Source organism: Bacillus sp. V2I10 (genome assembly GCF_030817055.1).
Lineage (GTDB): Bacteria > Bacillota > Bacilli > Bacillales > Bacillaceae > Bacillus_P.
Genome location: NZ_JAUSYV010000001.1, coordinates 885,675 through 911,391 on the forward strand (window position 1 = coordinate 885,675; position 25,717 = coordinate 911,391).

Below are 25,717 nucleotides of genomic sequence, written 5' to 3' on the forward strand. Positions count from 1 at the left end.
GTAATAATGGAAGGGAGGTAAAAGAAGTGAATATTGATAAGGTTTTAAATGCAAAAGGATTATCATGTCCAATGCCGATCGTCAAAACAAAAAAAGCGATGGCTGAGCTTGAAACAGGCAAAATCATAGAAGTTCATACAACCGATAAAGGCGCCAAGAATGATTTAACAGCCTGGGCTGCTGCAATAGGAAATGAAATGGTTGATATGAAAGAAGAAGACAATGTTTTTGTTTTTTATATAAAAAAGGATAAACAAGGAGGAATTTCAACATGACTGAAACAAAAAAAACAACAATCGTTCTATTCAGCGGTGATTACGATAAAGCGATGGCTGCTTATATTATTGCAAATGGTGCAGCTGCTTACGATCATAAAGTAACTATCTTTCACACATTCTGGGGATTAAATGCTCTTCGAAAAGATGAACCTATTACCGTTAAAAAAGGCTTCATGGAAAAGATGTTTGGAAAAATGATGCCAAGAGGCACAGATAAAATGGGGCTTTCAAAGATGAATTTTGCCGGAATGGGTCCTAAGATGATTAAAGATGTGATGAAAAAACACAATGCGATTCCTCTTCCCAAGCTTATCGAAATGGCACAAGAACAGGACATTAAGCTTGTTGCATGTACGATGACAATGGATCTGCTTGGACTGCAGGAAAAAGAACTTTTAGATAATATTGAGTATGCGGGTGTTGCTGCTTATTTAGCGGATGCAGAAGACGGCAATGTAAACCTGTTTATCTAAGATAAACCCAGAAAGGCGTGAATATGTTTGGAAATTGTTAATTATATTCTGATTGGTTCGCTTCTGCTTTTCATTATCAAGCGTTTCATTCCTGCAAAAGGAATTAAGACGATTTCAGCAGAGCAGCTTAAGTCCGAATTAAAGAATAAAAACAAACAGCTTATTGATGTGCGAACACCTGGAGAGTATAAAGGGAATCATCTAAAAGGATTTACAAATATTCCTCTTCATCAATTATCACAAAAAGCAAATCAGCTTTCTAAGGATAAAGAGGTTATCGTCATCTGCCAGAGCGGAATGAGAAGTCAAAAAGCAAGCAGAATACTGAAAAAGTTAGGATTTGAAGCGGTAACAAACGTTAAAGGCGGCATGAACGCCTGGAATTAAGGAGGAAACGAACATGAAACAATTGACTGCAAAAGAAGCAGAAAATGCTTTAGATTCTTTAAATGTCATTGATGTGCGTGAAGCAGATGAAGCAGCATCAGGGAAAATCCCTGGAGCAGTGAACATTCCATTGGGCCTGTTAGAGTTCCGCATGCATGAGCTTGATAAATCAAAGGAATATACAATGGTCTGCCGTTCTGGAGGAAGAAGCGGACGTGCCGCACAATTTCTTGAAGGCCAAGGTTTTAAGGTCATTAATATGACAGGCGGCATGCTTGAATGGGATGGGAAAACGGAATAAATTTTTTTACTTTAAAATATACCCCAGCAGGTAAATAGGAGGAGTTATTCATGATCTCATTAAAAACGGATATCACATTAGATGCAAAAGGGCTTGCATGTCCAATGCCAATCGTAAAAACGAAAAAAGCAATGCAGGATTTAGAAGAAGGCCAGGTTCTTATGATTCTTGCAACAGATAAAGGGTCAAAGGCTGATTTAAAAGCATGGGCAGGAAGTTCAGGTCACCAGTATTTAGGCACGATTGAAGATGGAGACGTCTTAAAGCATTATTTAAGAAAGTCATCAAGCGAAGAAACGATTGAAAGAAAGTATCCAAATGTAAGCAGCAATGGGGAGCTTGAACAGAAGCTTGAAGAAGGTAACATTGTCGTACTCGACGTTCGTGAAGCAGCGGAATATGTATTTCATCACATTCCAAATGCCATCTCGATTCCGCTTGGAGAACTTGAAGACCGTTTGAACGAGTTAAATAAAGAAGATGAAATCTACGTAGTATGCCGTACAGGAAGCAGAAGTGATTTTGCAGCTCAAAATCTTGCTGACAATGGATTTACGAACGTAGTGAATGTTGTGCCGGGCATGAGCGAATGGTCTGGAAAAACGGAAAATATGTAATAATAAATTTTTTTTACTGAAAATATACCGTAGGGGGTAAAATAAGATGACTTTACAAGCTATGACCGCAAAAGAAGTAACACAAAAAGTGTTTAACAAATTACCCTTATTTATTTTGGATGTGCGCAACGAAAGAGATTTTCAGGATTGGAAAATCGAAGGTGAAAACTTCAGCTATTTGAATGTCCCTTATTTTGATTTGCTTGATGGAGTAGAAGAAATTATAGGAAGCATTCCGGAGGATCAAGAAGTGTTAGTTGTATGTGCGAAAGAAGGATCATCCATTATGGTAGGCGAAATGCTTGCAGAGGAAGGGCTGTCTGTTTCTTATCTAAAGGGCGGAATGAAAGCCTGGAGTGAGCATTTAGAGCCTGTGAAAGTTGGAGATTTAAAGGAAGGCGGCGAAATTTATCAATTCGTCCGCATCGGCAAAGGCTGTCTTTCTTACATGATCATCTCTAATGATGAAGCGGCAGTTATTGATTCTGCGCGGATGACAGACGTTTACCTTGATTTTGCAAAGGAAAAGGGTGCAGCAATTAAGCATGTTTTTGACACGCATCTTCATGCCGATCATATTTCAGGCGGCAGAATCATCGCTGAAAAAACGAATGCAGCATACTGGCTGCCTCCTAAAGATGCAGGAGAAGTGACATTTGAATACAAGCCATTAGAAGGCGGAACAGATGTAACAATCGGCAGCACAACAATTAACATTCATGCTTTATATTCTCCTGGCCACACAATTGGATCTACATCCTTTGTGATTGATGAGAAGTTCCTGCTTTCAGGAGATATCTTATTCATTGATTCAATTGGAAGACCTGATCTTGCAGGCATGGCAGAAGACTGGGTGGGAGATTTGAGAGAAAGTCTTTATACCCGCTATAAAGAGCTGTCTGAAGAGTTAATTGTTCTTCCGGCACATTTTATGATTATTGAAGAATTGAATGATGATGGCGGTGTTTCTGAAAAATTGGGAGTCCTGTTTGCAAAGAACCACGGTTTGAACATTGAAGACGAAAACGAATTTAGAAAGCTTGTCACTGAGAATTTACCGCCTCAGCCAAATGCTTATCAGGAAATCCGTGAAACAAATATTGGGAAAATCAATCCTGATGAAGAAAAACAGCGTGAAATGGAAATTGGACCAAATCGCTGTGCAGTACGTTAATTCAAAATAAGAGGAGGAATTCAGAGATGGAAGCAGCAAAAGTATTAGATGCAAAAGGGCTTGCATGTCCGATGCCAATCGTGAAAACAAAGAAAGCAATGGCTGACCTTGAAAGCGGCCAGGTGCTCGAAATTCATGCAACAGATAAAGGGGCTAAAAATGACCTCACTGCATGGACAAAATCAGGTGGACATGAGCTTGTAAAACACGAAGAAGAAAGCAATGTATTCAAGTTCTGGATAAAAAAAGGATAAATAGTAGGGAACCGGGCAGGGTTCCCTTTTCTTATAAGGGAGAGAAACAACCATGGATTTTGCATTCATCATAGCCATTTTCTTAATCGGTTTTATCGGTTCATACATCTCTGGAATGCTCGGAATTGGCGGTTCCATTATCAAATACCCGATGCTTCTCTATATTCCGCCGTTATTTGGCTTAGCGGCTTTCAGTGCACATGAGGTATCAGGCATCAGTGCTGTTCAAGTTTTCTTTGCCACTATAGGCGGGGTTTGGGCCTACAGAAAAGGCGGATACTTAAATAAAACGCTGATTATTTATATGGGCGCAAGTATTCTGATCGGGAGTTTTATTGGCGGATTTGGTTCAAAGACGATGTCAGAGGAAGGCATAAACCTCATCTATGGTATCCTCGCATTGATTGCGGCCATTATGATGTTTATTCCTAAAAAGGGGATTGATGATATTCCGCTTGATCAGGTGACCTTTAATAAATGGCTTGCTGCTGTTCTTGCCTTAATTGTAGGTGTAGGATCCGGTATCGTAGGTGCAGCCGGAGCATTCTTATTGGTGCCGATTATGCTTGTTGTGCTGAAGATTCCTACAAGAATGACGATTGCATCTTCCCTTGCCATCACGTTTATTTCATCCATTGGCGCAACAGTAGGGAAGATTACTACAGGACAGATTGACTATTACCCTGCGCTAATCATGGTTATCGCAAGTTTAATCGCTTCTCCTCTTGGAGCGATAGCCGGGAAAAAGGTAAATACGAAGGTTCTTCAAATCATTCTGGCGGTACTGATATTTGCTGCTTCGGTGAAGATTTGGATGGACATTTTATAAAAAAAGCAACGGGATTTTTCCGCTGCTTTTTTTGTTATATGATCATCATAAAATAAAATGCAAATCCCAAAATGAATATTAAAATAATAAAAGAGAGAAAAATAACAATATTCTTTGAAGGCTCAAACGTCTGGTCATCAATTTGTTTCATCTTTTTCAGATAGTCATACGTGGAAAAAATGACAATCGCAATTCCTGAAATGATAGAAACGATACCAGTACCCATTGTGATCGCATCAGCAAGAGAGGAGAGCTTAGACAAGAAGGTGAAATGGATGTTTGTCATCAAAAATCCAATTCCGATAATGGCAATAGAGGTTCTGATCCATGCGAGGTAAGTCCTTTCATTCGCAAGGTGCTGCTGTATGTAATTTGAACTGACTGTCTTATTCATTCTTTACACCTCATTAGTAAGCTTCTATCATTATTAAATACAATAGCGGGTATTTATGCAACATAATGCAATGGGGAAAATGGGGCAAAGGACACCAGGTAATGGTGTCCTTTTTAGTATTAGTATTTTGTCTCTCCAATGGCTGAAATAATCGAACCGATTGCCTGAATCCAGCTTCCGGCTACGTTGATATTTCCCGGATCTTCATTCCTGAGCTCCATGCCTCCAGCTATGGCCTGCATTGAATTCCCTATGACTTGCAGAAGATTGCCGTAGATAGTATATAACTGTTCAATCGATCTTTCCTCTCCAAATGCATCTGCAAGAGCCGTTCCGCCGCCTGTTGCCTGAAGGAGATTGCCCTGAACCTCCAGGAGTGTTTGAGTGCGTTCACTGAAATCAATGATAATTCCTGTGACCACAGTTGAATTTCCGATTGCCTGAATCATATTTCCGATTTTATTTAAGGTAAATGTATCTTCTGTATCGGCGAGTATAGCGTTGCCAGTACCCTGCAGAACATTTCCCCATAAATTTAAATTTTCAAGCTGCTGCTCTGTGAGTACTTTTGAGGGTGTACTTCCAACGGCTGCAGTAACTGTTCCAATTGCCTGGATCCATGCTCCGAATACCGCTTTTTCTTTATCGCTCATAGCTTGACCGCCTACTCTAAAGTTCTCCCTAAAGGTTCATTCAATAGAATATGCAGAGCTCGAAAAACGTGTACGTGTATTTTATTATTGCATTTTTAAGCCGGAAATACCTTCCCTCATAGAATACTAAAATAATAAGGCAGCAGGATAGTAAAGATGTAGTATGACCCCTTCTCTTCTTCACCTACTTTCTCCGATTTAAATGTAGCTTTAATTATAATATGAACTACAAAATCATACGAAAAATACAAAACACGTTGAAATTCCCAAAAAAGAACCCCTTTATGAATCGTTGTTATACCGCAGAATTCTAGGTGGTGCTTCACCTGGTCAACAATAAAAGACAAGTTAATCAATGGCTTAAAACAACCTATAGGAAACTAAAAAACAGGAGGGATACTTTTCCGCATATATACTTTGTGCAAATAATAATTGAATATTTTTCGTCTTGTTAAGCAATTAATTTTTTTATTCAATTAAACCGTCCTTTATTTCTTTCTCCTTTTTTGGGAACGGTTATTGATGCCCCTTTTTCAAAATGGTTAAGAACAAACAATCATAGGTTGCTTTTACTCCCTTTTCATCACGAAAGTGGGTTTCGTATTGGTTTATCAATTCTTTGATAAAAGATGGGCGCTGCAGAGAATTGGCTTTGTTACTATTATTAGCCCCGATTCTTCTGACCGATGTAAAGAATTCATGTACATCACGAAAATGCTCTCGCTCATAAAATTTCTCAACAAATAATTCATAAGATGGAGGTAAGTTACTTTTACAAAGTTTGACAAGATCGTCAGCACTGTAAAATTCCTGTCCTGGACTGCTGGCATTTTCAATCTGGAACTTCTCTTTCGCTTTTTTATAAGAAGAATGAAGTTCTTGAAAGGTTTCTTTTCCAAAGGTTGAAAATGAAAGAGTTCCTTCCTGATTAAGCAGTCCATACATCTTTTTAATGACATTTTGAGGATGGTTCAGCCATTGGAACGTTGCATTTGAGATGATGATATCAAAGGTATGAGAGAATTCCATTTCTTCAATATCTCCGCATAAAAAAGTAATTCGCTCCAAAAACACCCTTTTCTTCGCAACTTCAATCATACCTGGTGCAAGATCAACAGCTGTCAATCTTGCATTCGGAAAAGCTTTACATACTAACTGAGTCAAATAACCTGAACCACAACCAATCTCTAGTATTTTAATTAATTCATCTGACTTTGGGAGTGAACTTATTAATTGATTGGCCATTTTTTTTTGTACCTTCGCATACTGATCATATGTCTTTGCATTATCACTAAACCGTTTCCGTAAAAGCTGTTTATTTATCATCCTGATCAGTCCTTTGTATAAATTGTGTAATCATCTGCATGCATTCACTTGGTCTTGTAAAAAACGGGATATGCCCTGCGTTTTGCAGTAGATATCGTTTGGCTTTTTCGTTCATTTGTTTCTCAATATATAAAGACCCTTCTGAAGGACAAATTGCATCTTTTGTTCCATGAATCAATAAACTATTTGCCTTTATCTTTGATAAGCTTTCTCTAACATTGGTTTCAGCCAGATAGTCTAGCCCTATACATAAGGAATCCAGATCATCTCCTTGAAATTCATGTATGATGAGGTTCGTAAATGTTGAAAATTCTTCCTTTTCCGAACTTGAAAACATCTCATCATAGAAATCTAAAAGTATTTTGTCTTTATTTCGTCTCAACTGCTTTTTCATTCGTTCGACAACACGAGGCTGCCAGCCAATTGGATCTTCTGCAGCTGCTGTAAAATGGCTTGTTGCGCTAATGAGTATAAGTTCTTTGACAAGTCCATTATTCTCTGCTGCAAATTCTAATGCCGCAATTGAACCCAATGACCAGCCTAGAATATAAACAGGTTCGTTAATCAAGAGTACGGTTTCTTTTATACGTTCTTTAAAATCGCCTGTGTCCCTAACGTTTCTCCATTCCACAAAGGAAAGTTGGGCAATTTCAGCAAGAGGCTTTGTTATCGTTTGAAATACTGCCTTCTCCATTCCCCAGCCCGGCAGCATGATAAGATGAGGTTTCTTCACTAAATAATTCCCATCCTTTTCCCTAGGACCACAATTCTGTCTACAGCCCAATCCAGATTTTCTTTTTGATGTAGAGCAGTAACGGTAATGCGAATTCTCGCTTCATTTTCCGGAACAGCAGGCGGCCGTACAGGAATAGCAGCGATTCCTTCGTCTTGTAATGCAGCTCCAAATTCCATGGCTTTATCATTTTTTCCAATCATAATCGGAATAATTTGAGATTCACTTCCACAAAGATTAAATCCTGAGTCAGCAAGTGCATCCCTTACATAGGCCGCATGTGATTTCAGCAGCTCTCGTCTCTCTGCTTCTGATTGAACAAGTTCAATGGAAGCTTTTGCCGAACCGAGGATTGCTGGAGGAAGCCCTGTTGTAAATATGAGACTTCGCATTTTATTTGTTAAATAATCAATAAGCCACTTTTTTCCGACCACATATGCACCAAACGATCCTAGCGCTTTGCTGAACGTACCCATCTGAATGTCGATTTCCTGTTGAAGATTCAATTGACGACTATAACCTTCACCATTTTCACCATATATTCCGCTTGAATGGGCTTCATCCACCATTAAGATGGCGTTGTACTTCTTTTTTAACTGAACCAGCCCGGACAGATTAGCGAAATCACCGTCCATACTAAAAAGAGAGTCCGTCACTATCAGCTTTCTTTTTTCAATTGGGACTTGTTGCAACAACGACTCTAAATGCTTTAAATCATTATGGCGATATCGCTGGTTTTTGGCGCGGCTTAAGAGTATACCGTCTATAATACTTGCATGATTGAGTTTGTCGCTAAAAACATAATCACCGCGTCCAGCAAGTGCTGAAATAATCCCTAGATTGGCTGTATAACCGCTATTGATAATAAGTCCAGCTTCTGACTTTTTCCAATTCACAAGTGCGGTTTCGGTTTGTTCATAAAGCAAATGATTACCGACAATCAAACGGGATGCTGTTGAGCCCGCACCATGAATTTTAACTGCATCCACCATAGCTTTTTTTAGACGATCATCCCCTGCGAACCCTAAGTAATCATTTGACGCAAGGTTCAACATGTTTTTTCCATTGCGTTTAATCCAAGGCTGAACAGCCGATTCAGTCGTAACGAGCTGACGTTTCTGAGAGAGTTCCTCGAGAAGGGCTAACTCTAACTTGATTTCTTTTTCCCAATGCATTTTCTCATGATCTATCAAAATCATCCCCCCCATTATCAACATAAATTGTCATATTTTAATTGTTAACCAATTTTATTTTAGGTTAACATAAAATGCAAAGGAATTCAGCTGCTTAATAAATAGGATCACATTGAAAAAGGACACTTTGTTTTAAAAGTGCACCCTAACAAAAAGAACATAAAGAAAAAGCACAATTTTTTGGTGTAGAATTGCGCCCTTTTCTGGAGTAAAGCCATTAATGAGGACTCAAATATTTGTAAGAGTAAATAACAGTTTTCAATCTTACAGTCTCTTGTTAAAATTAGGGAGATGCTAAACAAGGAAGGATGAAAAACCATGTTTAAAAAACTAGCTTCAGAGGCATTAGGTTTATCTGATATTGGTACAATTATTAGTCCGGCTGATTATGACAAAACGGATGCAGATGATTATGTGATGCATGAGGATAATGAGAAAATCTATTTTTTAATTAAGACAAAGGCAGATGAATACTGCTTTACAAATCTCGCTTTTATTCACGTAGACGGGGCAAATGCCGTTTCTTCTAAAAGAACATTAAAACGCTATCCTTACGCCCAGTATAAATTTTCAGATGTTCTGCTTGAAACAGCAGGAAAAATCGATATGGATGTAGAAATTAAATTCAGCCTCGGCAGCCAGAGGTTTGATATTGATGTAAGGAAAGATCAGATTGAACAGCTGAAGGACTTATATAAATCTCTCCTTCGCATTGCTGAAATAACACATGAAAATGCTATATACATAGATATGGCATCAAGCAGTCTTGATAAAGCTGTAAACATCCTTCAAAATTCAAGAACGGATCAAAACAAGCTCTCCGATACTTACAGAGATTTAACCGACTTCGGTTTTACGTGGATGACCTCTGTACGCGAGCAATATCATATTAAAGATTTCGGCGAAGTTTTTGAGAAATATATTAATAATTGAGATTGAAAGTCTGCTCGGATTCGGGCAGGCTTTTTTATTTGCTTTGTCGAACGAAAAATCTGGTTGTTCCTTCAGCACAAGCGTGTAGGAGGCAGGTGATGGTTTATATTGCTTTTCCTTCATCTACGCTGATTCCTTTATCAAATAACGAGGAGAGTCCCCATTGATTAATCAGGGGATCCAGCCGCAAAATTCTTTATGTACAGACAAAAACCAATATGGCAATTACTTGAACAAACCTGCAGATTATCTGAAAATGGAAGCATTCATAGTTGCTTATTTGTTTTGAATTCATGTAAATTGGTGGGTAACAAGTTTTTGAGAAAAGGTGATCGTTTGAAGATAAATACAGCGAAGTTTATTGCTATCTTATCCGTACTGGCGACAGTTTTATGGATTTTCGGCTTGGGCTGGACGATAAACAATTATTTTTTCAGCAAACCGGATGCTCAAGTGAAACAGGATTCATCTGCTGAAGCAAAAGTGAGCGGCACGGATGAAGACTATCAAATTGTAGCTCTTGGCGATTCATTGACACGCGGAACAGGTGATCAGTCAGGCAAAGGGTATATTGGATATTTAGTAGATGAGCTTAAAGAAAAAACAGAGCGGGAGATTAAGCTTTCTAATTTAGCGATTAAAGGCCAAGTCTCAGATCAGGCAGTGGAGCAGCTGCAAAAACCTGAGATCAGAAGACAGGTCAGAGCGGCAGATACAATTGTCATGACCATTGGCGGAAATGACCTTTTTCAAGGCGGACAGGCACTTGAAAATTTATCTTCTGCGAAAAATGATCAGGCTAAAGCGAGTTATTTAGAGAACTTAGAAAAAGTCATTCAGGAAATACGCAAGGTGAATTCAGAAGCAGCCGTTTATTACGTAGGCCTCTACAATCCTTTTAATGATTTGGAGGATGCAAAAACAACTTCTGCCATCGTGCGGCAATGGAATTTTGATTCTGCCGAAATTGCAGCGAAATATCCAAAAGTTGTCATGGTCCCGACATTTGATTTATTTGAGCAGAATGTAAACGATTATTTGTACAGTGACAAGTTTCATCCCAATTCGGAAGGCTACAAGCTGATAGGAGAACGGCTGTCATCTTTGATCGTATTCAGCGGGGAGGATAATCAGGATGACTAATTCAAATGAAACATTGGTTGTTGAAAATCTCCGGAAGAAAATAGGCAAAAAAGAAATCATCAAAGACATCTCTTTTCAGCTTCATAGGGGAGAAGTATTTGGATTTCTGGGCCCAAATGGCGCAGGCAAAACAACAACGATCCGCATGCTCGTCGGATTGATTAAAGCAACATCCGGCAGGATTACCATCTGCGGCCACGATCTTAAATCAGATTTTTCAAATGCGATCAAAAATATCGGCTGTATTGTTGAAAATCCGGAGCTGTATCCTTATTTGACAGGACTTGAGAACCTTCACTATTTCTGGAGAATGGTTCCCGGCCTTCCAAAGGAGCGGATTGGTGAAGTAGTAGAGCTTGTCGGTCTGCAAAATCGAATTGGCGACAGGGTAAGCACCTATTCCCTTGGAATGCGCCAGCGCCTGGGGATTGCGCAAGCATTATTAGGCAAGCCGAACGTGCTGATTTTGGATGAGCCCACAAACGGACTTGATCCTGTCGGCATTAGAGAGATGCGGGAATTCATTCGCTTTTTAGCGGAAAAAGAAGGCTTAAGTGTCCTTGTTTCCTCCCATCTGCTCAGTGAGATTCAATTAATGTGTGACAGGGTTGCGATTATTTCAAAAGGTGCCATTCTTAAGATCGACACCGTTCGGCAACTTCTTGCTGAAAAAGAGCGAGTCATCTGGAGACTTGATCCTTTTGAAAAAGGAAAAGCCATCTTAGCGGCAGAAACAACCTTGCTTACCGATTATGATGACAGGATCGTTACCTATAATGAGGAAGAAAGCATTCCAGATTGGAATGAGAAATTAGTTGGAGCAGGTGTAAAAGTACGGGAGATCCAGACAAAACTGCCCACTCTTGAAGATTTATTTATCGAGCTGACTGAAGGTGAAACCATTGATTAACCTCGTCTATAATGAAATGATCAAAATTATCCGGAAGAAGCGGCTTTTTATCATTGCCGGAATATTAGCCGTACTAGTAGGACTTTTCACATATGCACAAATGAAAGAAGCTAAAACCCTTGAAGAAGAATTGGGAACAACCGACTGGCGTTCTCAATTGCAGCAGGAAATTATCAATGCGCAGAATAGGTTAAGCTCAAGCGGCATCTCAGCTGAATGGAAGCAATATCTGCAAATCCGGATGGAACAGCAGCAGTATTACCTGGATAACGACATTAATCCAAGTGCTCCCGGAGCACCAACCTTTATGAGAATGTTTGCGGAGAATTCCATTGACCTCCTGCTGCCGCTGATGATCATGGTCATCGCAGCCGATCTCGTCTCCTCTGAGGCAACAGGGGGAACAATCAAGCTGCTGTTAACAAGGCCGGTAAAAAGGTGGAAGATTTTATTAAGCAAGTACATCACATTAATTTTGTCTGTTTCTTTTATCGTCTTATCACTTGGATTACTGTCCTATCTCATATCAGGAATCGTCTTTGGATATGGCGGCTGGAATATGCCGATTCTAACTGGGTTTACAGTCCAGGGTGAGGACTTGAACACCGATCAGGTCCGGTTGGTTGAACAGTGGCAGTACATTCTGATGGAGCTCGGACTAGTGTGGTTCGTGGCGCTTGTCGTCGGAACCCTGACCTTTACTCTCTCCGTGCTTATGAAAAGCACCGCCTCTGTTATGGGAGTGATGCTCGCCGCATTAATTGCAGGAGCCATTCTTGCAAATATGGTTTCTTCATGGGAATCAGCCAAGTACTTTTTCATGGTCAACCTAAGACTGACCGATTATGTAGCCGGTATGGCGCCTCCTATCAACGGGATGACACTGGGATTTTCCATGAGTGTCCTCAGCATCTGGGCAGCAGCCGGGCTGATTGTTTCGTTTATAGTATTTTCACGCAGGGATATTTATTGAGTTGGCAGCCGCTGGGGAGCGGCTGTTTTTTTGTTAAACTGATAAATTTGTATTTTAGACTGATAAAATAGCAAAATACACTGATAAATTTGTGTTTTAAACTGATAAAACACTAAATTTGACTGATATATTTTGAAAATAGACTGATAAATATTTTTTTGTCTTAGTGTAAACTCAAGATAAACTCGATATATTAAATGAGGAGGTAGTAAATGATAGTAAAAAAGCGATCTATCCCTGTACATATCCAAAAATTAGAAGCTTTATTAAGAAGATTGTCAAATACACATCATAAAAGAAGTAAAATTGAGGAGGATTTAGGAAAAAGACTTGCAGGCTATAAAGGAGAACAGCGAATTGATTATCCATTGAGCTTTTTACCTGAAAAAGACTACTTCATCTTACACGATGTAAGACTATTTGATGGTTCATACTATTTTCAGATGGATACTATAATTCTCTCGAATTGCTTTATTCTAATACTGGAAGTAAAGAATATTGCAGGCTCGTTATATTTTGACTCAGACTTTAATCAGTTAATCCGCACATTAAACGAAAAAGAAGAACCGTTTCCAGATCCTATTTCGCAAGTAGAGCGTCAACAGTATCAGCTATTAAGATGGCTTCGTATCCAAAAATTCAACCATATTCCAATTGAAACTCTTGTGGTAATTAGTTCATCAAATGCAATTCTAACTACTTCCCCTAATAACAGACAAGTCTATGAAAAAGTTATTTTAAGTTCAAAGCTTCCAGCTCAAATAAATAAGTTTCTTAAAATACATCCGCAATCAGCTATGGATGAAAAAACATTAGCAAAACTTACTAAAAAAATAGTTAAATGTCATACTCCTCAAATAATAGATATACTAAATCAATTTTCTATTTCGAAAAATGAACTTATTAAGGGTGTGCTATGCACAGGATGCAGGTTAACAATGAATAGAGAGCGTGGTAAATGGGTCTGCACAACATGTCATCATCATTCAAATGAAGCTCACATAGAATCATTATTGGATTATTCTTTACTAATAAGCCCAATTATAACTAATCGAGAAGCTCGGAGCTTCCTCAACATTACATCAAGTGAAATATCGAAAAACCTGCTGCAATCCCTTAACCTCCCCTTCACCGGAAACAACAAATCTCGCTCCTACAATCTCTTACCCCTACAAAAAAAGCACCCGCCAACAAAGCGGATGCAAAAATGAGAATAAAATTGAGAACGAATTGTAAAGCTTTTACTTCAATTTACTTAAACCTGCTGCGGAACCTGAAGTCCAAGTCCCTGAGCTACACGCTGTCCGAATTCCGGATCAGCTTTATAAAGATGCGCGATTTGACGCAGTTTGATTTCTTCTTTTGTGACGGGAGCCATTGATTCAACGTAGTTTTGAACAAGACGTGCGCGCTCTTCTTCACTTTGGAGACGATAGAGATCTCCAGGCTGAGTGTAGTGATCGTTATGATCGTAAGAGACGCTGTCTGCAATTCCTTGTACAGGGAAAGCAGCCTGCTTGTTTACAGCTGATTCTGCTGGTCCGCCGTAGCTGTTTGGCTCGTAGTAGACAGAGCCGCCGCCGTTGTTGTCAAAGCGCATTTGACCGTCACGCTGGTGATTGTTGACTTCATTTTGAGGACGGTTAATCGGCAGTGCCTGATGGTTCGCACCTACACGGTAACGGGCTGCATCATGGTAGGCAAATAAACGGCCCTGAAGCATTTTGTCCGGGGATACATCGATTCCAGGGACAAGTGTTCCGGGTGAGAATGTAGCCTGCTCGACTTCTGCAAAGTAGTTTTCAGGATTACGATTGAGAACCATGCGGCCAACCTCAATTAACGGATAGTCTTTTTGAGACCAAACTTTTGTAACATCAAATGGATCGAAGCGATATGTGTCTGCATCTTCTAAAGGCATAATCTGCACGTACATTTTCCATGCAGGGAAATCGCCTTTCTCAATTGCATTAAATAGTTCCTCAGTATGGTAATCCGGATTTTCTCCGGCAATTTTAGCTGCAAGTTCCGGAGCGAGGTTTTGAATGCCCTGTTCTGTTTTGAAATGATATTTGATCCAGACGCCGTCGCCTTCAGCATTTGTCCATTTAAATGTATGACTTCCGAAGCCATGCATATGACGGAACGTTGCAGGAATCCCGCGGTCAGACATCAAAATTGTTACCTGATGTAGAGATTCTGGTGAAAGAGACCAGAAATCCCAAACTGCATCTGGGTTTTTAAGATGTGTTTGCGGATGACGCTTTTGTGTATGAATGAAATCCGGGAATTTAATCGCATCGCGAATGAAGAAAACAGGCGTGTTGTTTCCGACCAAGTCATAGTTTCCTTCTTCTGTATAGAATTTCAAAGCAAACCCGCGCGGGTCGCGCACAGTATCAGCTGAACCGTTTTCGCCCGCTACAGTTGAGAAACGGACGAACATAGGTGTTCGTTTACCGACTTTTGATAAGAAGTTTGCTTTTGTATATTTTGTTACATCATTTGTTACTTCAAAATAGCCATGTGCTCCTGCACCTTTTGCATGAACGACGCGCTCAGGCACACGTTCTCTGTTAAAATGTGCAAGCTTCTCTAGAAGGTGGACATCCTGAATTAACGTTGGACCGCGAGAACCTGCTGTTATTGAATTCTGGTTGTCCCCGACAGGCGCACCCCAACTAGTAGTAAGATTTTTTCTCTCATTACTCATAAATCGAATCACCTCATAGTTTCATATTATTTAACCCATTTACAATGATAACATCTATCAGTAAAAAATCAATACTATTTTATAATTATTATAAATAAACAGTGTATAAAATAGTTGGACAATTTACTAAATTCGGTATGGCGGATGAAATCCCTTCAAGAATTTTAAGAACGGGCACATTTGAAAAAACCGCCATATAAAATGGCGGCCAAGCGGCTTATTCAATGATAAGTTTTTGAGCCCGGATTTCATCATAGTAGGCAGTGCTCATGGAATACGAAGTTGTATAAGCAAGAAGCCGTGCGGTTTTTGCATTCGAAGGTGCTTTAGCGGTAAGTTCGATATTCTGCCATTTGCCATAGCCTGTTTGAGTGTGAACAGGCAGAGCGTAGGCCTCTTTTCCAGAATCATCATAGAACCGGATCATAAAACTTGCTGTTCCGTCCTGGATAAATAGATTGGCAGATGCCCGGATGATGTCTCCGCCAGTGACTTCAATTGGCTGACTCATCAAGGCAACGGATTTGTTTCTGGCTGTATCTGTGAGCTTTAAGCTTTGTCTTCCCTGGGAGTGCTGTTCGCCCGAAATGGTGTATGAGACTTGCTCATCTGTACCGAACATCGAGGTCCAGCCGGGGATGACTTCTTCTTTTACGGGCCGTTCAAAATGATGATTTTGTACAGGAAGATCCTTTATATCGGTAATGTCATTTACTTTTATTTTGTATAGCATTGTTCGGTTTGAGCGGGCTGCATAATAGATATCACCAGCGGGGCTGATGCTGAAATTATAGATGCTGGCAAACTGTCTGCTTTCAAGTGTTTGAGGGTCAATGGCTGTCAAATTTCCGCTGAAGTCTGCATAAAGAAGGCCATTTGACCATTCAAGTTCAATATCATGCCAGGCAGATAGAGGCAGAGAATCATAGAGTTTCTTGCTTTTAACAATTTCGAGAGTGTCAGGATTAATGGCAAAAATGGTATTGACTGCAGCGCCCCACAGCAGTCCGTCTGGACCGAATGAAAGCTCGCCGATCGCCGGAGGCTTTTCAAGACCTTCAATTGAAAGGGATACTTCTTTCACTTTTTCTTCCGTATTTGCATCCCAGACGAAAATTTTTGCTTCCTCAGCCGTTGGATCTGCCCCAAGTCCTCCATTAATCGAGGTTGAGCCGTAGACTTTACCGTCTTTATAGTCCAGGCTGATGATGCTTTGATCCTGAACCACATTTCTAAACACTTTATGTTTGATGCTGCCTTCAGCTTCAGGGTCATAAACCGTCAAGCCTCCGCCAAGCTCGCCGTAAAATGGGATGCTTCCAATAAAAGCTTTGCCGTCCCCCGCTGTAATATGGCTGATGCGGTTTTGTCCTTCACCAAGCGTAAACAGTTTCTTGGGGTTTGTAGTTGAAGGTTCGAGTACAGGATCATATTCTCTAATATCGCCATCAGGGTATACGCCAAATAGATCTTATTGCCAAAAGCCGCCATGCTGTCGCCCTGTCCCATATTAAAAGCTATTTTTGTTTGTGCCTCCGGATCATAGATCGCGCCCTTGCCGGTCTGGATGCCGCTCATATAGAGGCTGCCTTCCGGACCGGTTTCAATTTTATTGATGACATTGGCTGTTCCTTGAGCAAGAACAGGCGTTTTTACCGTCTTTTTTGTTTCTAAGTTTAAAATGGAAACATAGCCGCTGAAGTTAATGGTAACAAGACTTTTTCCCGGCAGATCAGGGGAGTTGAATTCTACCCAGTCCACACCTCGGAAACCGCTTCAGGAGACTGTCCAAAAAGAAAAAGGGGTCTTTCTCATTGGGAATTGGCATCGGGGCTACAGCTTATCAGGCAGCTGCTCATGCAAGGATTGCTCTTTCAGAGGCAGCCATTCTTGGCGAAAAAAGCTGTCTTGTAAACGAAGGTAAGCAGGTAATGTCTCCTTTGGAAAAACAGATTCCTCTGACATATGATCTTTCCATTACGAGTGAAGTTCTGATGAAAGAAGCAAAACAAGCGGGCGTCTCAGCTGCAGCCTATAATCGATTGCGTTCTCAAATCTCCCGCGCAGGAAAGTATACGTTTACAGCAAATGACTTGTCAGCGATTATGGGCATTTCTACTCGAAGTGTGCACCGCAAGCTAGTAAGGTGGCTTGATGAAGGGCTGATTGAACTTGCAGGAGTAGAAAAGCTTTCGCTAAAAGGAAGGCCGCGGCAGCTATTCCATTTGACCTTCTTGGAAAAAGAAGGAGATTAATGTCCATTATTCATCATGAAAAAGATCGGGTATGTAAATGATAACTGTATCTTGCACAAACCTGAAGTTTTGAAATAATATATATATATGAGCATATATTCATATATAAAGAGAGCTGAGGGGATACGATGGGACATTCGCATAGCCACCATGGTCATGATGGGCATCATCATCACCATACGAGCAATAAAAAAGCGCTGCTTTGGGCGTTTGCCATTATTACTCTTTTTATGATTGCAGAAGTGATTGGCGGCCTCCTGACAAACAGTCTGGCTCTTCTGTCAGATGCAGGGCACATGCTGAGTGATGCGGCAGCTCTTGGACTGAGTTTTCTTGCCCTGACATTTGGGGCAAAAAGAGCTTCTTCTTCTAAAACATTCGGATACAAGCGGTTTGAAATACTGGCTGCGTTTATCAACGGGCTGACGCTGATTGTGATTTCGATCTTTATTTTCTTTGAGGCATATGAGCGTTTCATGGATCCTCCTGAAGTTGCCAGCTCGGGGATGCTGATCATTTCAAGCATTGGCCTTTTGGTTAATATCGCGGCTGCGTTTATCCTGATGCAGGGCGACAAAGATGATAATTTGAATATCAGAAGTGCTTTTCTTCATGTTATCGGGGATATGCTTGGTTCTGTCGGGGCGATTATTGCCGCGCTGCTGATTATGTTTTTTGGCTGGGGAATAGCGGATCCGGTTGCAAGCATTATTGTGGCTGTTTTAATTATTATCAGCGGATTTCGCGTGACAAAGGATTCTTTTCATATCTTGATGGAGGGAGTTCCCGGGAACTTGAATACAGATGAAATAAAAGCAGCCCTGCTGAAAATGGAGAATGTTTGCGGAGTGCACGATCTGCACGTGTGGTCCATTACTTCTGATTTTCCTGCACTCAGCTGTCATCTTGAAGTAGAGGAAGGTAAGGCGCATCAGACGATTTTAAATGAAGCAAACAGGCTGCTTCATGACCAGTTTGGGCTGCACCATACAACGATTCAAATCGACCGGAAAGGTTCCGGCTGCTGCGGTGATGAACATTGTAATTAAGATGATTTATTACTGGACGGTTTTGTCGAATAATTTTTAAATTCAATTTTTCGATAAAAAAGGTTTCATTTTCGATAAGAAATTGCAGTTCAAAAGCATGATCAAAGGGAGCAGCGGATCCGCTGCTCCCTGTTTCAGGTTTTTAATGCTGGGCATGCTCAATCATCTGTTTGAGAAGCCCGATAACATGTTCGTCATCATGCGAATAATATAAGGTGGTTCCTTCGCGCCGGAATTTGACGAGGCGGAGGTTCTTTAAAAATCTCAGCTGATGGGAAACCGTTGACTGCAAGAGGGATAAGGTTTCAGCAATTTCGTTTACGGACCGTTCTCCTTGGGTGAGGAGGTTTAAAATGCGAAGTCTGGTCGGATCAGACAGAGCTTTGAACGTCTGCGAGGCAATAAAAAGCGTTTCTTCATCCAAATCCTGATAGGGTTCGCGGTTTTCATTAGACATAGGTATTCTCCTTCACCGGGCTATTGTGTCTTTATTATAGGAAAGAATGTCTATTTATACAAACATTCAAATAATTGTTTGACTGTTCATATGTTCATGCATATACTTTATTCAAACGAAGATTTGAATGATCAGGATGTGATAGAAGTGAAAATTCAGGATAAATGTGAAACGGTTTGTGTTCACTCTGTGAAAGTAGAGCGTACAAAGAAAAAGCTCGAGCAGCAGGAGGCAAGCAAGGTTGTGAAAATCTATAAAGCGCTGGCTGATGAAACCAGACTGAAGATTGCCTATGCTCTTATGGAAGAGGAGGAGCTGTGTGTATGTGATGTTGCGGCCATTGTTGGCACGACATCAGCAACAGCCTCCCACCATCTGAGACTTTTAAAGAACACCGGGCTTGCCAAGTACCGAAAAGAAGGAAAGCTGGTTTATTATTCACTGGATGATGATCATGTAAAGCAGCTGATACAGACTGCTTTTGTTCATCAAGAGGAGATGAGCGTCAATGGAAGCTGAACAAACAGCGGAGAAAAATGTGTACCGTGTTCAGGGATTTACATGCGCAGGGTGTGCTGGAAAGTTTGAGCGGAATGTAAAGGAGCTGGACGGAGTTACAGATGCAAAAGTAAATTTCGGTGCCGCTAAGCTGACAGTAATCGGAAAAGCAAGCATCAAGGAAATCGAAAAGGCCGGTGCGTTTGAGCATCTGAAAATCCTCCCCGAGAAAGGGGCTGTGCAGACGCCTGATGAACCTTTTTTGAAGAAACATGCATCGCTGCTCGTATCGGCAGCATTCATTGCTTTCGGCTACTATTCTCTTTTTGCTTACGGAGAAAACAGCCTCTCTTCTATTCTGGCTTTTCTGGCTGCGATCGTCATTGGAGGGTACTCTTTATTTCTGACAGGCTTTAAAAATTTGCTTCGTCTCGAATTCGACATGAGAACCTTGATGACAATTGCTGTTATTGGTGCTGCAATAATCGGGGAGTGGAGCGAGGGGGCAGTCGTTGTCATCCTGTTTGCCATCAGTGAGGTGCTTGAGTCTTATTCAATGGACAGAGCGAGGCGCTCGATACGTTCCTTAATGGAAATTGCTCCGAAGACAGCACTTATCAGACGGAACGGAACGGAGTCGATGATTTCTGTTGATGAGATTGAAGTCGGCGACTTGATGATTGTGAAGCCTGGACAGAAGATTGCAATGGACGGAAGAGTCGTAAAAGGTTTTTCTTCTGTTAACCAGGCTCCGATTACAGGTGAATCGATGCCTGCAGAAAAAAGCCCGGGGGCAGATGTCTTTGCCGGAACGCTGAATGAGGAAGGTTTTCTTGAAGTGGAAGTCACGAAGCTTGCTGAAGATGCGGCCATTTCCAAAATCATTCATCTGGTGGAAGAGGCGCAGGCAGAGCGTGCACCTTCCCAAGCATTTGTTGATAAGTTTGCAAAATATTATACTCCTGCCATTATGGCGATTGCATTTTTAGTTGCCGTTCTTCCTCCGTTATTTTTCAGCGCAGCATGGGACACATGGATCTATCAGGGCCTTGCCGTATTAGTGGTCGGCTGTCCATGTGCACTTGTTATTTCAACACCTGTTTCCATTGTTACGGCAATTGGGAACGCTGCGAGAAATGGTGTATTGATCAAAGGCGGTATTTACCTTGAAGAATTAAGCAGAATCAAGGCAGTTGCCTTTGATAAAACAGGCACTTTAACAAAAGGAGCTCCCGTGGTTACCGATTTTGAAGTATTACAATCCGGCATTTCAGAAAACGACCTATTTAAATTGGTAAGTGCGCTTGAATATCGATCGCAGCATCCGCTTGCTTCTGCTTTTATAAAAAAAGCAGAGCAGCAGGAGCTCGATTATAAATCACTGATTGTAGAAGATTTCACGTCCTTAACTGGAAAAGGAATCAAAGGAAAGATTGATCATGAGTGGTACTACGTTGGAAATGTCTCGCTGTTTGAAGAAATGGGGCGTACATTTGAAGGTGATTTAAGAAACAAGGTTGATTCTTTACAGAAACAGGGAAAAACAGTCATGCTCGCTGGAACGAATGAAATGCTGCTTGCTGTTTTAGCAGTGGCAGACGAGGTCCGTGAAAGCAGTGTCCGAGTTGTGAAGCAGTTAAAAGAGCTCGGTATTCAAAAGACCATCATGCTGACGGGTGATCATGCAAATACCGCTGCAGCGATCGGTAACCAGTTAGAAGTGTCTGAGATTTATGCTGAGCTGCTTCCTCAGCATAAACTGGATGCAGTGAAAAAGATGCAAAGGGAATACGGGGCAGCTGCAATGGTTGGGGATGGCGTAAATGATGCTCCTGCCCTGGCTGCAGCTTCAGTTGGAATCGCGATGGGAGGAGCCGGGACGGATACCGCTCTTGAAACAGCAGATGTTGCCTTAATGGGGGATGATCTGAAAAAGCTGCCATTTGCGATTGAACTCAGCCGCAAAACGCTTGTCATCATTAAGCAGAACATTGCCTTCGCCTTAGGACTCAAATTGCTTGCTTTACTTCTGGTCGTTCCAGGATGGCTGACGCTGTGGATCGCGATCTTTGCAGATATGGGAGCTACATTGCTAGTTACATTAAATGGATTACGGCTTTTAAGAGTAAAAGAAAAGAAAGATAGCCAGTTACATTGAAAGCGTGAACTCCTTAGGGGTTCATGCTTCTTTTTTGTATGTAGCTGGCTACAAAAGGATGACTTCGGCTTGAAAAAAGAATGGAAGCTAATTTAGAATAAAATGCGCTAATAACAGCTTGATTAGACTAAATCAATAAATCGTTCGGCTAAATAAAATTTGAATTCAGCTATAATAATTGGTAAACCGGCTACAAAAAACTAAAAACGGCTATAAAAATCTTCTTTTCAGCTAAAAAGAAAAACTCCAGCTTCTGAAGCCGGAGCATAAATAGCCGTTTGTATTTTTTCTAGCCGTTAAGAGAGGCGATTGGAGTTACCCATCCGATTCTGCTTTTCTATCCAAAATTTTGAGCCGGTATTTCCTTCAAAATCGCAGCACTGTTTTTAAATTTGTCCTGTTCCTCAGCGTTCAGATCAAGCTCAATAATGTCGCGAATTAACAACCGGAGCACCGATATAGACATCGTTTTCTCCGTAATGGCCGTCAAGATGGGCAGAAACGGTCAGAACACAGTTTTCATTATGATGGATTGGACAAGTCCCATTGCAATTCCTAATAGGTTGCGCCCTTTCGATTGAATTTGATAGGCTGCATCCCTGACTTTTTTAAAGATTTCATCTATCAGCCATTCCTTGATTCATGAGAGCAAATGCGCAGCTGGATCCGACAAAACCGGTTCCAGCCAAGACTACACGGTTTATCTTTTCTTATGCCATTGTGGAACACCCTTTCACCAATTGTGAAATAATTCACAATATTATTTTACCTTATTGAAGAAATGTCTATTATAAAAACAACCTATCTATGATTTTTCATATTCTTTATCATTTAAAAAACATGTAAGGTTTTTTGACATAAAATTATAATAATTTTTAGAAAATTGGTTGACTAAAGAAAGATATACGATAAAATAGAAAATAATTAACTCGTGTTATATTTTATAACATACTATGTTATGAAAAGAACAATAGGAGGACGTTAAATTGGATTCTATCTATTTATTAAATAGTTTATGGGTGATTTTAGGGGCGATCTTAGTTATTCTCATGCAGGGCGGGTTCATTTTGCTTGAGGCGGGATCTACACGCATGAAAAATGCCGGTCATATTGCCGGGAAGACGATCTTTACATTTGGTCTTGCATCACTTGTGTTTTGGGCAGTGGGGTTTGGGTTTATTTTCGGCGACCATGCCAATTTCCTTGTCGGTTTATCCCACTTTTTCTATTCAGGCTATGAGCTTGAAGGGATGAATCTTTCTTCAACTGTATTCTTTTTATTTCAGCTTGCTTTTGCTGGTATTGCGATTACGATTGCCCTTGGAGGGTTTGCAGAGCGGGCGAAGCTATCAATCTATCTTGTCTTTACGGTGCTGTTCTCAGCTCTTGTCTATCCTGTAGTTGCACACTGGATCTGGGGCGGAGGCTGGCTTGCTGAGCATGGCAAACAGGATTTTGCAGGCTCTACAGTTGTGCATTTAACGGGTGCAATGGCTGCATTTGCAGCGACAATTTTACTGAAGCCCCGGATTGGGAAATTCAATCAGGATGGTTCTGCCAATAACATTTTTGGGCATAATCAGGTGTTTACGGCTTTAGGCGTTTTGGTGCTTTGGATTGGCTGGTTTGGATTTAATGCGGCAAGCACGCTTGGAGTAGAGGATGGATTTTTCGGATATGTTGCGCTGAATACTAATCTTGCAGCAGCAGCCGGTGCTGTCGCAGCTCTCATCGTTTCATGGGCAGTGCTTGGGAAATCAGATGTACCGACGATGCTGAACGGAGCACTCGCGGGTCTTGTAGCAATCACAGCATCATGTGCGTTTGTTGATACATGGGCAGCTGTTCTCATCGGTTTTATCGCTGGCATCCTGGTTTTCTATAGTGTGAGATTTTTCGAAAAGAGAAAAATAGACGATCCAATCTACGCCTTATCCGTTCATGGCGCAGCAGGGGTTTGGGGGACGATTTCAACAGGATTTTTCGCAACACCTGAGCTAGCGACAGTTGGAAAGCCGGGATTATTCTATGGCGGAGGCTTTGAACAATTAGGTGTTCAGGTTATGGGTGTCGGCGTATCCGGAGCTTATGCTTTTATCGTTTCGTTTATCATTCTCTTTGCTGCTAAAAAGCTGATGGGCGGTCTTCGTGTAACGGAAGAAGAAGAAATTATGGGGCTTGATATAAGTGAGCATGGAAGTTACGGCTATCCTGAAGTATTCTTATCAAAAGAGGATAAGATCAGCTCTTAATTCCGGAGCGAAAGGGAAGTGCTGTAAATGGGAGAAAGCTACGAATCGATTCGTGCATGGAAAGATGAAGAGATATATAAATATACATCTGATACGCACTCATTAAATCAATTTCATGATCAAGTCATGCGGGCGGTTTTTAACATATCTCTGCAAAGGGTGAAGGAGGAAAAAGGAACTCCTCCTTCACCCTTTACATGGTTTGTCATGGGGAGTGCAGGGAGATATGAACAGGGAGTCATCAGTGACCAGGATCATGGAATGGTTTATGAAAAAAGCGGTATAGATGCAGATCAGTACTTTCTGGCACTTGGAAAAGAAGTTTCCTTAGGTCTTCATATTGCAGGATATCCTTATTGCGAAGGTAAAGTCATGAGCTCAAATCCTGTCTGGTGCAAATCGCTTGGAGTTTTTGAAAAACAGCTGTCAAAATGGATGGATGAAGTCAGCTTCGAGTCAATGCGGTATCTGCAGATTTTTGTTGATGCAAGAGTATTAGAGGGAGAAGAAACATTTATTAACCATTTAAAAAACGTCATTGATGATTGCCAGAAAAAGTCTCCGAAGCTATTAAAACGGTTTATGGATAATATCATGCACCTCAAGCCTTCTGTTGGTCCTCTTGGGCAAATCTTTACCGAAAACAGCGGCCCTTATCAGGGATCATTGAATTTAAAGCAGGCTGCGTTTTTGCCGTATGTGAATGCGGTAAGAATCCTTGCCATTAAAGAAGGAGTACTAGCCGCATCAACTTTGGACCGGATTGATAAGCTCAGCAAAGACGAGTTTTATCGGAATGAGCTGAGAGACTATAAAACCAGCTTTGCAAATCTTCTGCAGTTTCGGATGTCTAATTTAAAGAGAATCCAAGATTACGATGATGTACATTACCTTCCCATTCAAAAGCTCAGCCGTGCGGAGAGAAAAGAAATGAAAACCATTCTAAAAAACGGGAAAAAGCTGCATCACTTTGTACAGGGAATCATTGAAAAGGGTGTTCATAAATGAAGTCGAATCCGTTCGTTCATTTTATAAGAGAAGTGCACGGAAAGTTTCAAACGAGCGTTTTTGGAACTGCTCAAAGCGGGCAAAACTCCCAGCAAATTGCGTTTTTGCGTCAGCTTCAGCGCGAAATGAAAGCAGAGGAGGCGCTGTCGGTTCCATTAGACGATCTGAATGTGGTTGTCTTTGATATTGAAACAACCGGATTTTTTCCAGAGCAGGGGAATGAAATCATTGCAATCGGAGCAGTGAAGGTAAGCGGGTGCACGCTGAAGGAAGAGGAACGTTTCTACTCGCTTGTCAGGCATGAAAATGGGATGTCCGATGAAATCCGTGAGTTAACGGGTATTAGTGATGATGACTTAAAGGATGCTCCTTCCCTTGAAGAAGCCATGATCGAATTTTATAAGTTTGTAAAAGGAGATACACTTGTTGCCCATCACTCATCACATGAAAAAAACTTTATGCAGCATGCAAGCAGGAAACTGTTCCGTGCACCTTTTAAGCACCGGATTGTGGACACTTCTTTTTTATACCGCATCGCTGAACCGAGTTCAGAGTATTTAAGACTTGAAGATTGGTGCGATCATAAGCAGATTCCTGTTATAGACCGTCATCATGCGTTAGGCGATGCCATCTTGACAGCGAAATTATGGTGTGAATATGTAGAAGATGTAAAAGGGCTCGGCTGCAGAACTCTGAGGGATATTTATGAACGGATTGCCATCCTGTAATAAGGAACATTACTTCAGTAAAAGGAGT

The 25,717-nt window shown here is 41.0% G+C and carries 31 protein-coding genes; 21 read left to right on the plus strand and 10 right to left on the minus strand.

Annotated elements, in window-relative coordinates:
• Positions 1 to 26 precede the first annotated feature (26 nt).
• Genes QFZ72_RS04500 through QFZ72_RS04535 form a run of 8 tightly spaced genes read left to right on the plus strand, consistent with a single transcriptional unit; the run spans position 27 to position 4,313 of the window.
• Entirely contained in the window at positions 27 to 275 is a 249-nt protein-coding gene (locus tag QFZ72_RS04500) for a sulfurtransferase TusA family protein (protein ID WP_307429957.1), read from the plus strand.
• Positions 272 to 751 carry a DsrE/DsrF/DrsH-like family protein gene (locus tag QFZ72_RS04505; RefSeq protein WP_307429958.1) on the plus strand — a complete coding sequence of 160 codons (480 nt, stop codon included), beginning with the start codon at positions 272 to 274 and terminating at the stop codon, positions 749 to 751. Before QFZ72_RS04500 ends, QFZ72_RS04505 begins: the two co-directional genes overlap by 4 nt.
• Positions 752 to 778: 27 nt before the next feature.
• Positions 779 to 1,138 (plus strand): rhodanese-like domain-containing protein, encoded by a 360-nt coding sequence (locus QFZ72_RS04510; protein ID WP_307429960.1) that lies wholly within the window; start codon positions 779 to 781, stop codon positions 1,136 to 1,138.
• A 13-nt stretch (positions 1,139 to 1,151) separates the two neighbouring features.
• Complete coding sequence (locus QFZ72_RS04515; RefSeq protein ID WP_307429962.1) at positions 1,152 to 1,439, plus strand: rhodanese-like domain-containing protein; 288 nt, start codon at positions 1,152 to 1,154, stop codon at positions 1,437 to 1,439.
• A gap of 50 nt (positions 1,440 to 1,489) precedes the next feature.
• On the plus strand, positions 1,490 to 2,056 hold the full coding sequence (locus QFZ72_RS04520; RefSeq protein WP_307429963.1) for a sulfurtransferase TusA family protein: 567 nt from the start codon (positions 1,490 to 1,492) through the stop codon (positions 2,054 to 2,056).
• Between the two features lie 46 nt (positions 2,057 to 2,102).
• Positions 2,103 to 3,230, plus strand: coding sequence for an MBL fold metallo-hydrolase (locus QFZ72_RS04525; protein WP_307429965.1), 1,128 nt, complete (start codon positions 2,103 to 2,105; stop codon positions 3,228 to 3,230).
• 26 nt (positions 3,231 to 3,256) lie between these two features.
• Positions 3,257 to 3,484 carry a sulfurtransferase TusA family protein gene (locus QFZ72_RS04530; RefSeq protein WP_307429968.1) on the plus strand — a complete coding sequence of 76 codons (228 nt, stop codon included), beginning with the start codon at positions 3,257 to 3,259 and terminating at the stop codon, positions 3,482 to 3,484.
• Positions 3,485 to 3,536: 52 nt separating this feature from the next.
• Positions 3,537 to 4,313 (plus strand): sulfite exporter TauE/SafE family protein, encoded by a 777-nt coding sequence (locus QFZ72_RS04535; protein WP_307429971.1) that lies wholly within the window; start codon positions 3,537 to 3,539, stop codon positions 4,311 to 4,313.
• Between the two features lie 34 nt (positions 4,314 to 4,347).
• Here QFZ72_RS04535 and QFZ72_RS04540 read toward each other — a convergent pair whose 3' ends face one another.
• The 5 genes from QFZ72_RS04540 to bioF all read right to left on the minus strand — a co-directional run bounded on the left by QFZ72_RS04540 (position 4,348) and on the right by bioF (position 8,594).
• On the minus strand, positions 4,348 to 4,707 hold the full coding sequence (locus tag QFZ72_RS04540) for a YidH family protein (RefSeq protein ID WP_307429976.1): 360 nt from the start codon (positions 4,705 to 4,707) through the stop codon (positions 4,348 to 4,350).
• A 119-nt stretch (positions 4,708 to 4,826) separates the two neighbouring features.
• Positions 4,827 to 5,360 carry a DUF6944 family repetitive protein gene (locus QFZ72_RS04545; RefSeq protein WP_307429979.1) on the minus strand — a complete coding sequence of 178 codons (534 nt, stop codon included), beginning with the start codon at positions 5,358 to 5,360 and terminating at the stop codon, positions 4,827 to 4,829.
• A gap of 516 nt (positions 5,361 to 5,876) precedes the next feature.
• On the minus strand, positions 5,877 to 6,686 hold the full coding sequence (bioC, locus tag QFZ72_RS04550; RefSeq protein ID WP_307429981.1) for a malonyl-ACP O-methyltransferase BioC: 810 nt from the start codon (positions 6,684 to 6,686) through the stop codon (positions 5,877 to 5,879).
• Positions 6,676 to 7,419 (minus strand): alpha/beta fold hydrolase, encoded by a 744-nt coding sequence (locus QFZ72_RS04555; protein WP_307429983.1) that lies wholly within the window; start codon positions 7,417 to 7,419, stop codon positions 6,676 to 6,678. The genes bioC and QFZ72_RS04555 overlap by 11 nt, the downstream gene beginning before the upstream one ends.
• Complete coding sequence (gene bioF / locus QFZ72_RS04560) at positions 7,419 to 8,594, minus strand: 8-amino-7-oxononanoate synthase (RefSeq protein ID WP_307439584.1); 1,176 nt, start codon at positions 8,592 to 8,594, stop codon at positions 7,419 to 7,421. The genes QFZ72_RS04555 and bioF overlap by 1 nt, the downstream gene beginning before the upstream one ends.
• A 336-nt stretch (positions 8,595 to 8,930) precedes the next feature.
• Here bioF and QFZ72_RS04565 point away from each other — a divergent pair, with 336 nt between their 5' ends.
• The 6 genes from QFZ72_RS04565 (at position 8,931) to QFZ72_RS04590 (ending at position 13,782) form a co-directional block, all read left to right on the plus strand.
• A complete protein-coding gene (locus QFZ72_RS04565; protein WP_307429985.1) occupies positions 8,931 to 9,545 on the plus strand; it encodes a PH domain-containing protein in 615 nt (204 codons plus the stop codon).
• Between the two features lie 163 nt (positions 9,546 to 9,708).
• On the plus strand, positions 9,709 to 9,834 hold the full coding sequence (locus QFZ72_RS04570) for a hypothetical protein (RefSeq protein WP_307429988.1): 126 nt from the start codon (positions 9,709 to 9,711) through the stop codon (positions 9,832 to 9,834).
• Between the two features lie 47 nt (positions 9,835 to 9,881).
• A complete protein-coding gene (locus tag QFZ72_RS04575; RefSeq protein WP_307429991.1) occupies positions 9,882 to 10,688 on the plus strand; it encodes an SGNH/GDSL hydrolase family protein in 807 nt (268 codons plus the stop codon).
• Complete coding sequence (locus tag QFZ72_RS04580; protein ID WP_307429995.1) at positions 10,681 to 11,598, plus strand: ABC transporter ATP-binding protein; 918 nt, start codon at positions 10,681 to 10,683, stop codon at positions 11,596 to 11,598. Before QFZ72_RS04575 ends, QFZ72_RS04580 begins: the two co-directional genes overlap by 8 nt.
• Positions 11,591 to 12,571: an ABC transporter permease gene (locus QFZ72_RS04585; RefSeq protein ID WP_307429998.1), complete on the plus strand. Its 981-nt coding sequence runs from the start codon at positions 11,591 to 11,593 to the stop codon at positions 12,569 to 12,571. Before QFZ72_RS04580 ends, QFZ72_RS04585 begins: the two co-directional genes overlap by 8 nt.
• Before the next feature lie 212 nt (positions 12,572 to 12,783).
• Positions 12,784 to 13,782, plus strand: a complete 999-nt coding sequence (locus QFZ72_RS04590) for a nuclease-related domain-containing protein (RefSeq protein WP_307430001.1) — start codon at positions 12,784 to 12,786, stop codon at positions 13,780 to 13,782.
• Positions 13,783 to 13,826: 44 nt separating this feature from the next.
• On the opposite strand, the gene katA is transcribed toward QFZ72_RS04590, so the two are convergent.
• From katA to QFZ72_RS04605, 3 genes are all read right to left on the minus strand, one after another.
• A complete protein-coding gene (gene katA, locus QFZ72_RS04595; RefSeq protein ID WP_307430004.1) occupies positions 13,827 to 15,284 on the minus strand; it encodes a catalase KatA in 1,458 nt (485 codons plus the stop codon).
• Positions 15,285 to 15,501: 217 nt separating this feature from the next.
• Positions 15,502 to 16,569 carry a PQQ-binding-like beta-propeller repeat protein gene (locus tag QFZ72_RS04600; RefSeq protein WP_307430008.1) on the minus strand — a complete coding sequence of 356 codons (1,068 nt, stop codon included), beginning with the start codon at positions 16,567 to 16,569 and terminating at the stop codon, positions 15,502 to 15,504.
• Positions 16,566 to 17,045 (minus strand): hypothetical protein, encoded by a 480-nt coding sequence (locus QFZ72_RS04605; protein ID WP_307430011.1) that lies wholly within the window; start codon positions 17,043 to 17,045, stop codon positions 16,566 to 16,568. The genes QFZ72_RS04600 and QFZ72_RS04605 overlap by 4 nt, the downstream gene beginning before the upstream one ends.
• Before the next feature lie 53 nt (positions 17,046 to 17,098).
• Here QFZ72_RS04605 and QFZ72_RS04610 point away from each other — a divergent pair, with 53 nt between their 5' ends.
• The gene (locus QFZ72_RS04610) at positions 17,099 to 17,539 is read left to right on the plus strand and encodes a helix-turn-helix domain-containing protein (RefSeq protein WP_307430014.1); all 441 of its coding nucleotides are present in this window, start codon (positions 17,099 to 17,101) and stop codon (positions 17,537 to 17,539) included.
• A 128-nt stretch (positions 17,540 to 17,667) separates the two neighbouring features.
• Positions 17,668 to 18,588, plus strand: a complete 921-nt coding sequence (locus QFZ72_RS04615) for a cation diffusion facilitator family transporter (protein WP_307430017.1) — start codon at positions 17,668 to 17,670, stop codon at positions 18,586 to 18,588.
• 142 nt (positions 18,589 to 18,730) lie between these two features.
• Here the strand turns inward: QFZ72_RS04615 and QFZ72_RS04620 are convergent, their stop codons facing one another.
• Complete coding sequence (locus QFZ72_RS04620) at positions 18,731 to 19,045, minus strand: ArsR/SmtB family transcription factor (RefSeq protein ID WP_307430021.1); 315 nt, start codon at positions 19,043 to 19,045, stop codon at positions 18,731 to 18,733.
• A gap of 147 nt (positions 19,046 to 19,192) precedes the next feature.
• Between QFZ72_RS04620 and QFZ72_RS04625 the strand changes: the two genes are divergently transcribed.
• On the plus strand, positions 19,193 to 19,564 hold the full coding sequence (locus QFZ72_RS04625) for an ArsR/SmtB family transcription factor (RefSeq protein WP_307430024.1): 372 nt from the start codon (positions 19,193 to 19,195) through the stop codon (positions 19,562 to 19,564).
• The gene (locus QFZ72_RS04630) at positions 19,554 to 21,701 is read left to right on the plus strand and encodes a heavy metal translocating P-type ATPase (RefSeq protein WP_307430026.1); all 2,148 of its coding nucleotides are present in this window, start codon (positions 19,554 to 19,556) and stop codon (positions 21,699 to 21,701) included. Before QFZ72_RS04625 ends, QFZ72_RS04630 begins: the two co-directional genes overlap by 11 nt.
• Positions 21,702 to 22,038: 337 nt before the next feature.
• On the opposite strand, the gene QFZ72_RS29390 is transcribed toward QFZ72_RS04630, so the two are convergent.
• Entirely contained in the window at positions 22,039 to 22,167 is a 129-nt protein-coding gene (locus QFZ72_RS29390; RefSeq protein ID WP_373464421.1) for a hypothetical protein, read from the minus strand.
• A gap of 520 nt (positions 22,168 to 22,687) precedes the next feature.
• Between QFZ72_RS29390 and QFZ72_RS04640 the strand changes: the two genes are divergently transcribed.
• The 3 genes from QFZ72_RS04640 to QFZ72_RS04650 are packed head-to-tail and all read left to right on the plus strand — an operon-like array spanning position 22,688 to position 25,689.
• Positions 22,688 to 23,953, plus strand: a complete 1,266-nt coding sequence (locus tag QFZ72_RS04640; RefSeq protein ID WP_307430028.1) for an ammonium transporter — start codon at positions 22,688 to 22,690, stop codon at positions 23,951 to 23,953.
• A gap of 27 nt (positions 23,954 to 23,980) precedes the next feature.
• Complete coding sequence (locus tag QFZ72_RS04645) at positions 23,981 to 24,961, plus strand: DUF294 nucleotidyltransferase-like domain-containing protein (protein WP_307430031.1); 981 nt, start codon at positions 23,981 to 23,983, stop codon at positions 24,959 to 24,961.
• The gene (locus QFZ72_RS04650) at positions 24,958 to 25,689 is read left to right on the plus strand and encodes an exonuclease domain-containing protein (RefSeq protein WP_307430033.1); all 732 of its coding nucleotides are present in this window, start codon (positions 24,958 to 24,960) and stop codon (positions 25,687 to 25,689) included. The genes QFZ72_RS04645 and QFZ72_RS04650 overlap by 4 nt, the downstream gene beginning before the upstream one ends.
• Positions 25,690 to 25,717: the final 28 nt, after the last annotated feature.

Bases quoted from the DNA above. Each gene is read 5' to 3' on its own strand.
- QFZ72_RS04505 (WP_307429958.1), top strand. From the start codon at position 272: ATGACTGAAACAAAAAAAACAACAATCGTTCTATTCAGCGGTGATTAC.
- QFZ72_RS04515 (WP_307429962.1), top strand. From the start codon at position 1,152: ATGAAACAATTGACTGCAAAAGAAGCAGAAAATGCTTTAGATTCTTTA.
- QFZ72_RS04520 (WP_307429963.1), top strand. From the start codon at position 1,490: ATGATCTCATTAAAAACGGATATCACATTAGATGCAAAAGGGCTTGCA.
- QFZ72_RS04525 (WP_307429965.1), top strand. From the start codon at position 2,103: ATGACTTTACAAGCTATGACCGCAAAAGAAGTAACACAAAAAGTGTTT.
- QFZ72_RS04530 (WP_307429968.1), top strand. From the start codon at position 3,257: ATGGAAGCAGCAAAAGTATTAGATGCAAAAGGGCTTGCATGTCCGATG.
- QFZ72_RS04535 (WP_307429971.1), top strand. From the start codon at position 3,537: ATGGATTTTGCATTCATCATAGCCATTTTCTTAATCGGTTTTATCGGT.
- QFZ72_RS04540 (WP_307429976.1), bottom strand. From the start codon at position 4,707: ATGAATAAGACAGTCAGTTCAAATTACATACAGCAGCACCTTGCGAAT.
- QFZ72_RS04545 (WP_307429979.1), bottom strand. From the start codon at position 5,360: ATGAGCGATAAAGAAAAAGCGGTATTCGGAGCATGGATCCAGGCAATT.
- bioC (WP_307429981.1), bottom strand. From the start codon at position 6,686: ATGATAAATAAACAGCTTTTACGGAAACGGTTTAGTGATAATGCAAAG.
- bioF (WP_307439584.1), bottom strand. From the start codon at position 8,594: ATGCATTGGGAAAAAGAAATCAAGTTAGAGTTAGCCCTTCTCGAGGAA.
- QFZ72_RS04565 (WP_307429985.1), top strand. From the start codon at position 8,931: ATGTTTAAAAAACTAGCTTCAGAGGCATTAGGTTTATCTGATATTGGT.
- QFZ72_RS04580 (WP_307429995.1), top strand. From the start codon at position 10,681: ATGACTAATTCAAATGAAACATTGGTTGTTGAAAATCTCCGGAAGAAA.
- QFZ72_RS04590 (WP_307430001.1), top strand. From the start codon at position 12,784: ATGATAGTAAAAAAGCGATCTATCCCTGTACATATCCAAAAATTAGAA.
- katA (WP_307430004.1), bottom strand. From the start codon at position 15,284: ATGAGTAATGAGAGAAAAAATCTTACTACTAGTTGGGGTGCGCCTGTC.
- QFZ72_RS04615 (WP_307430017.1), top strand. From the start codon at position 17,668: ATGGGACATTCGCATAGCCACCATGGTCATGATGGGCATCATCATCAC.
- QFZ72_RS04620 (WP_307430021.1), bottom strand. From the start codon at position 19,045: ATGTCTAATGAAAACCGCGAACCCTATCAGGATTTGGATGAAGAAACG.
- QFZ72_RS04630 (WP_307430026.1), top strand. From the start codon at position 19,554: ATGGAAGCTGAACAAACAGCGGAGAAAAATGTGTACCGTGTTCAGGGA.
- QFZ72_RS29390 (WP_373464421.1), bottom strand. From the start codon at position 22,167: ATGTCTATATCGGTGCTCCGGTTGTTAATTCGCGACATTATTGAGCTT.
- QFZ72_RS04645 (WP_307430031.1), top strand. From the start codon at position 23,981: ATGGGAGAAAGCTACGAATCGATTCGTGCATGGAAAGATGAAGAGATA.
- QFZ72_RS04650 (WP_307430033.1), top strand. From the start codon at position 24,958: ATGAAGTCGAATCCGTTCGTTCATTTTATAAGAGAAGTGCACGGAAAG.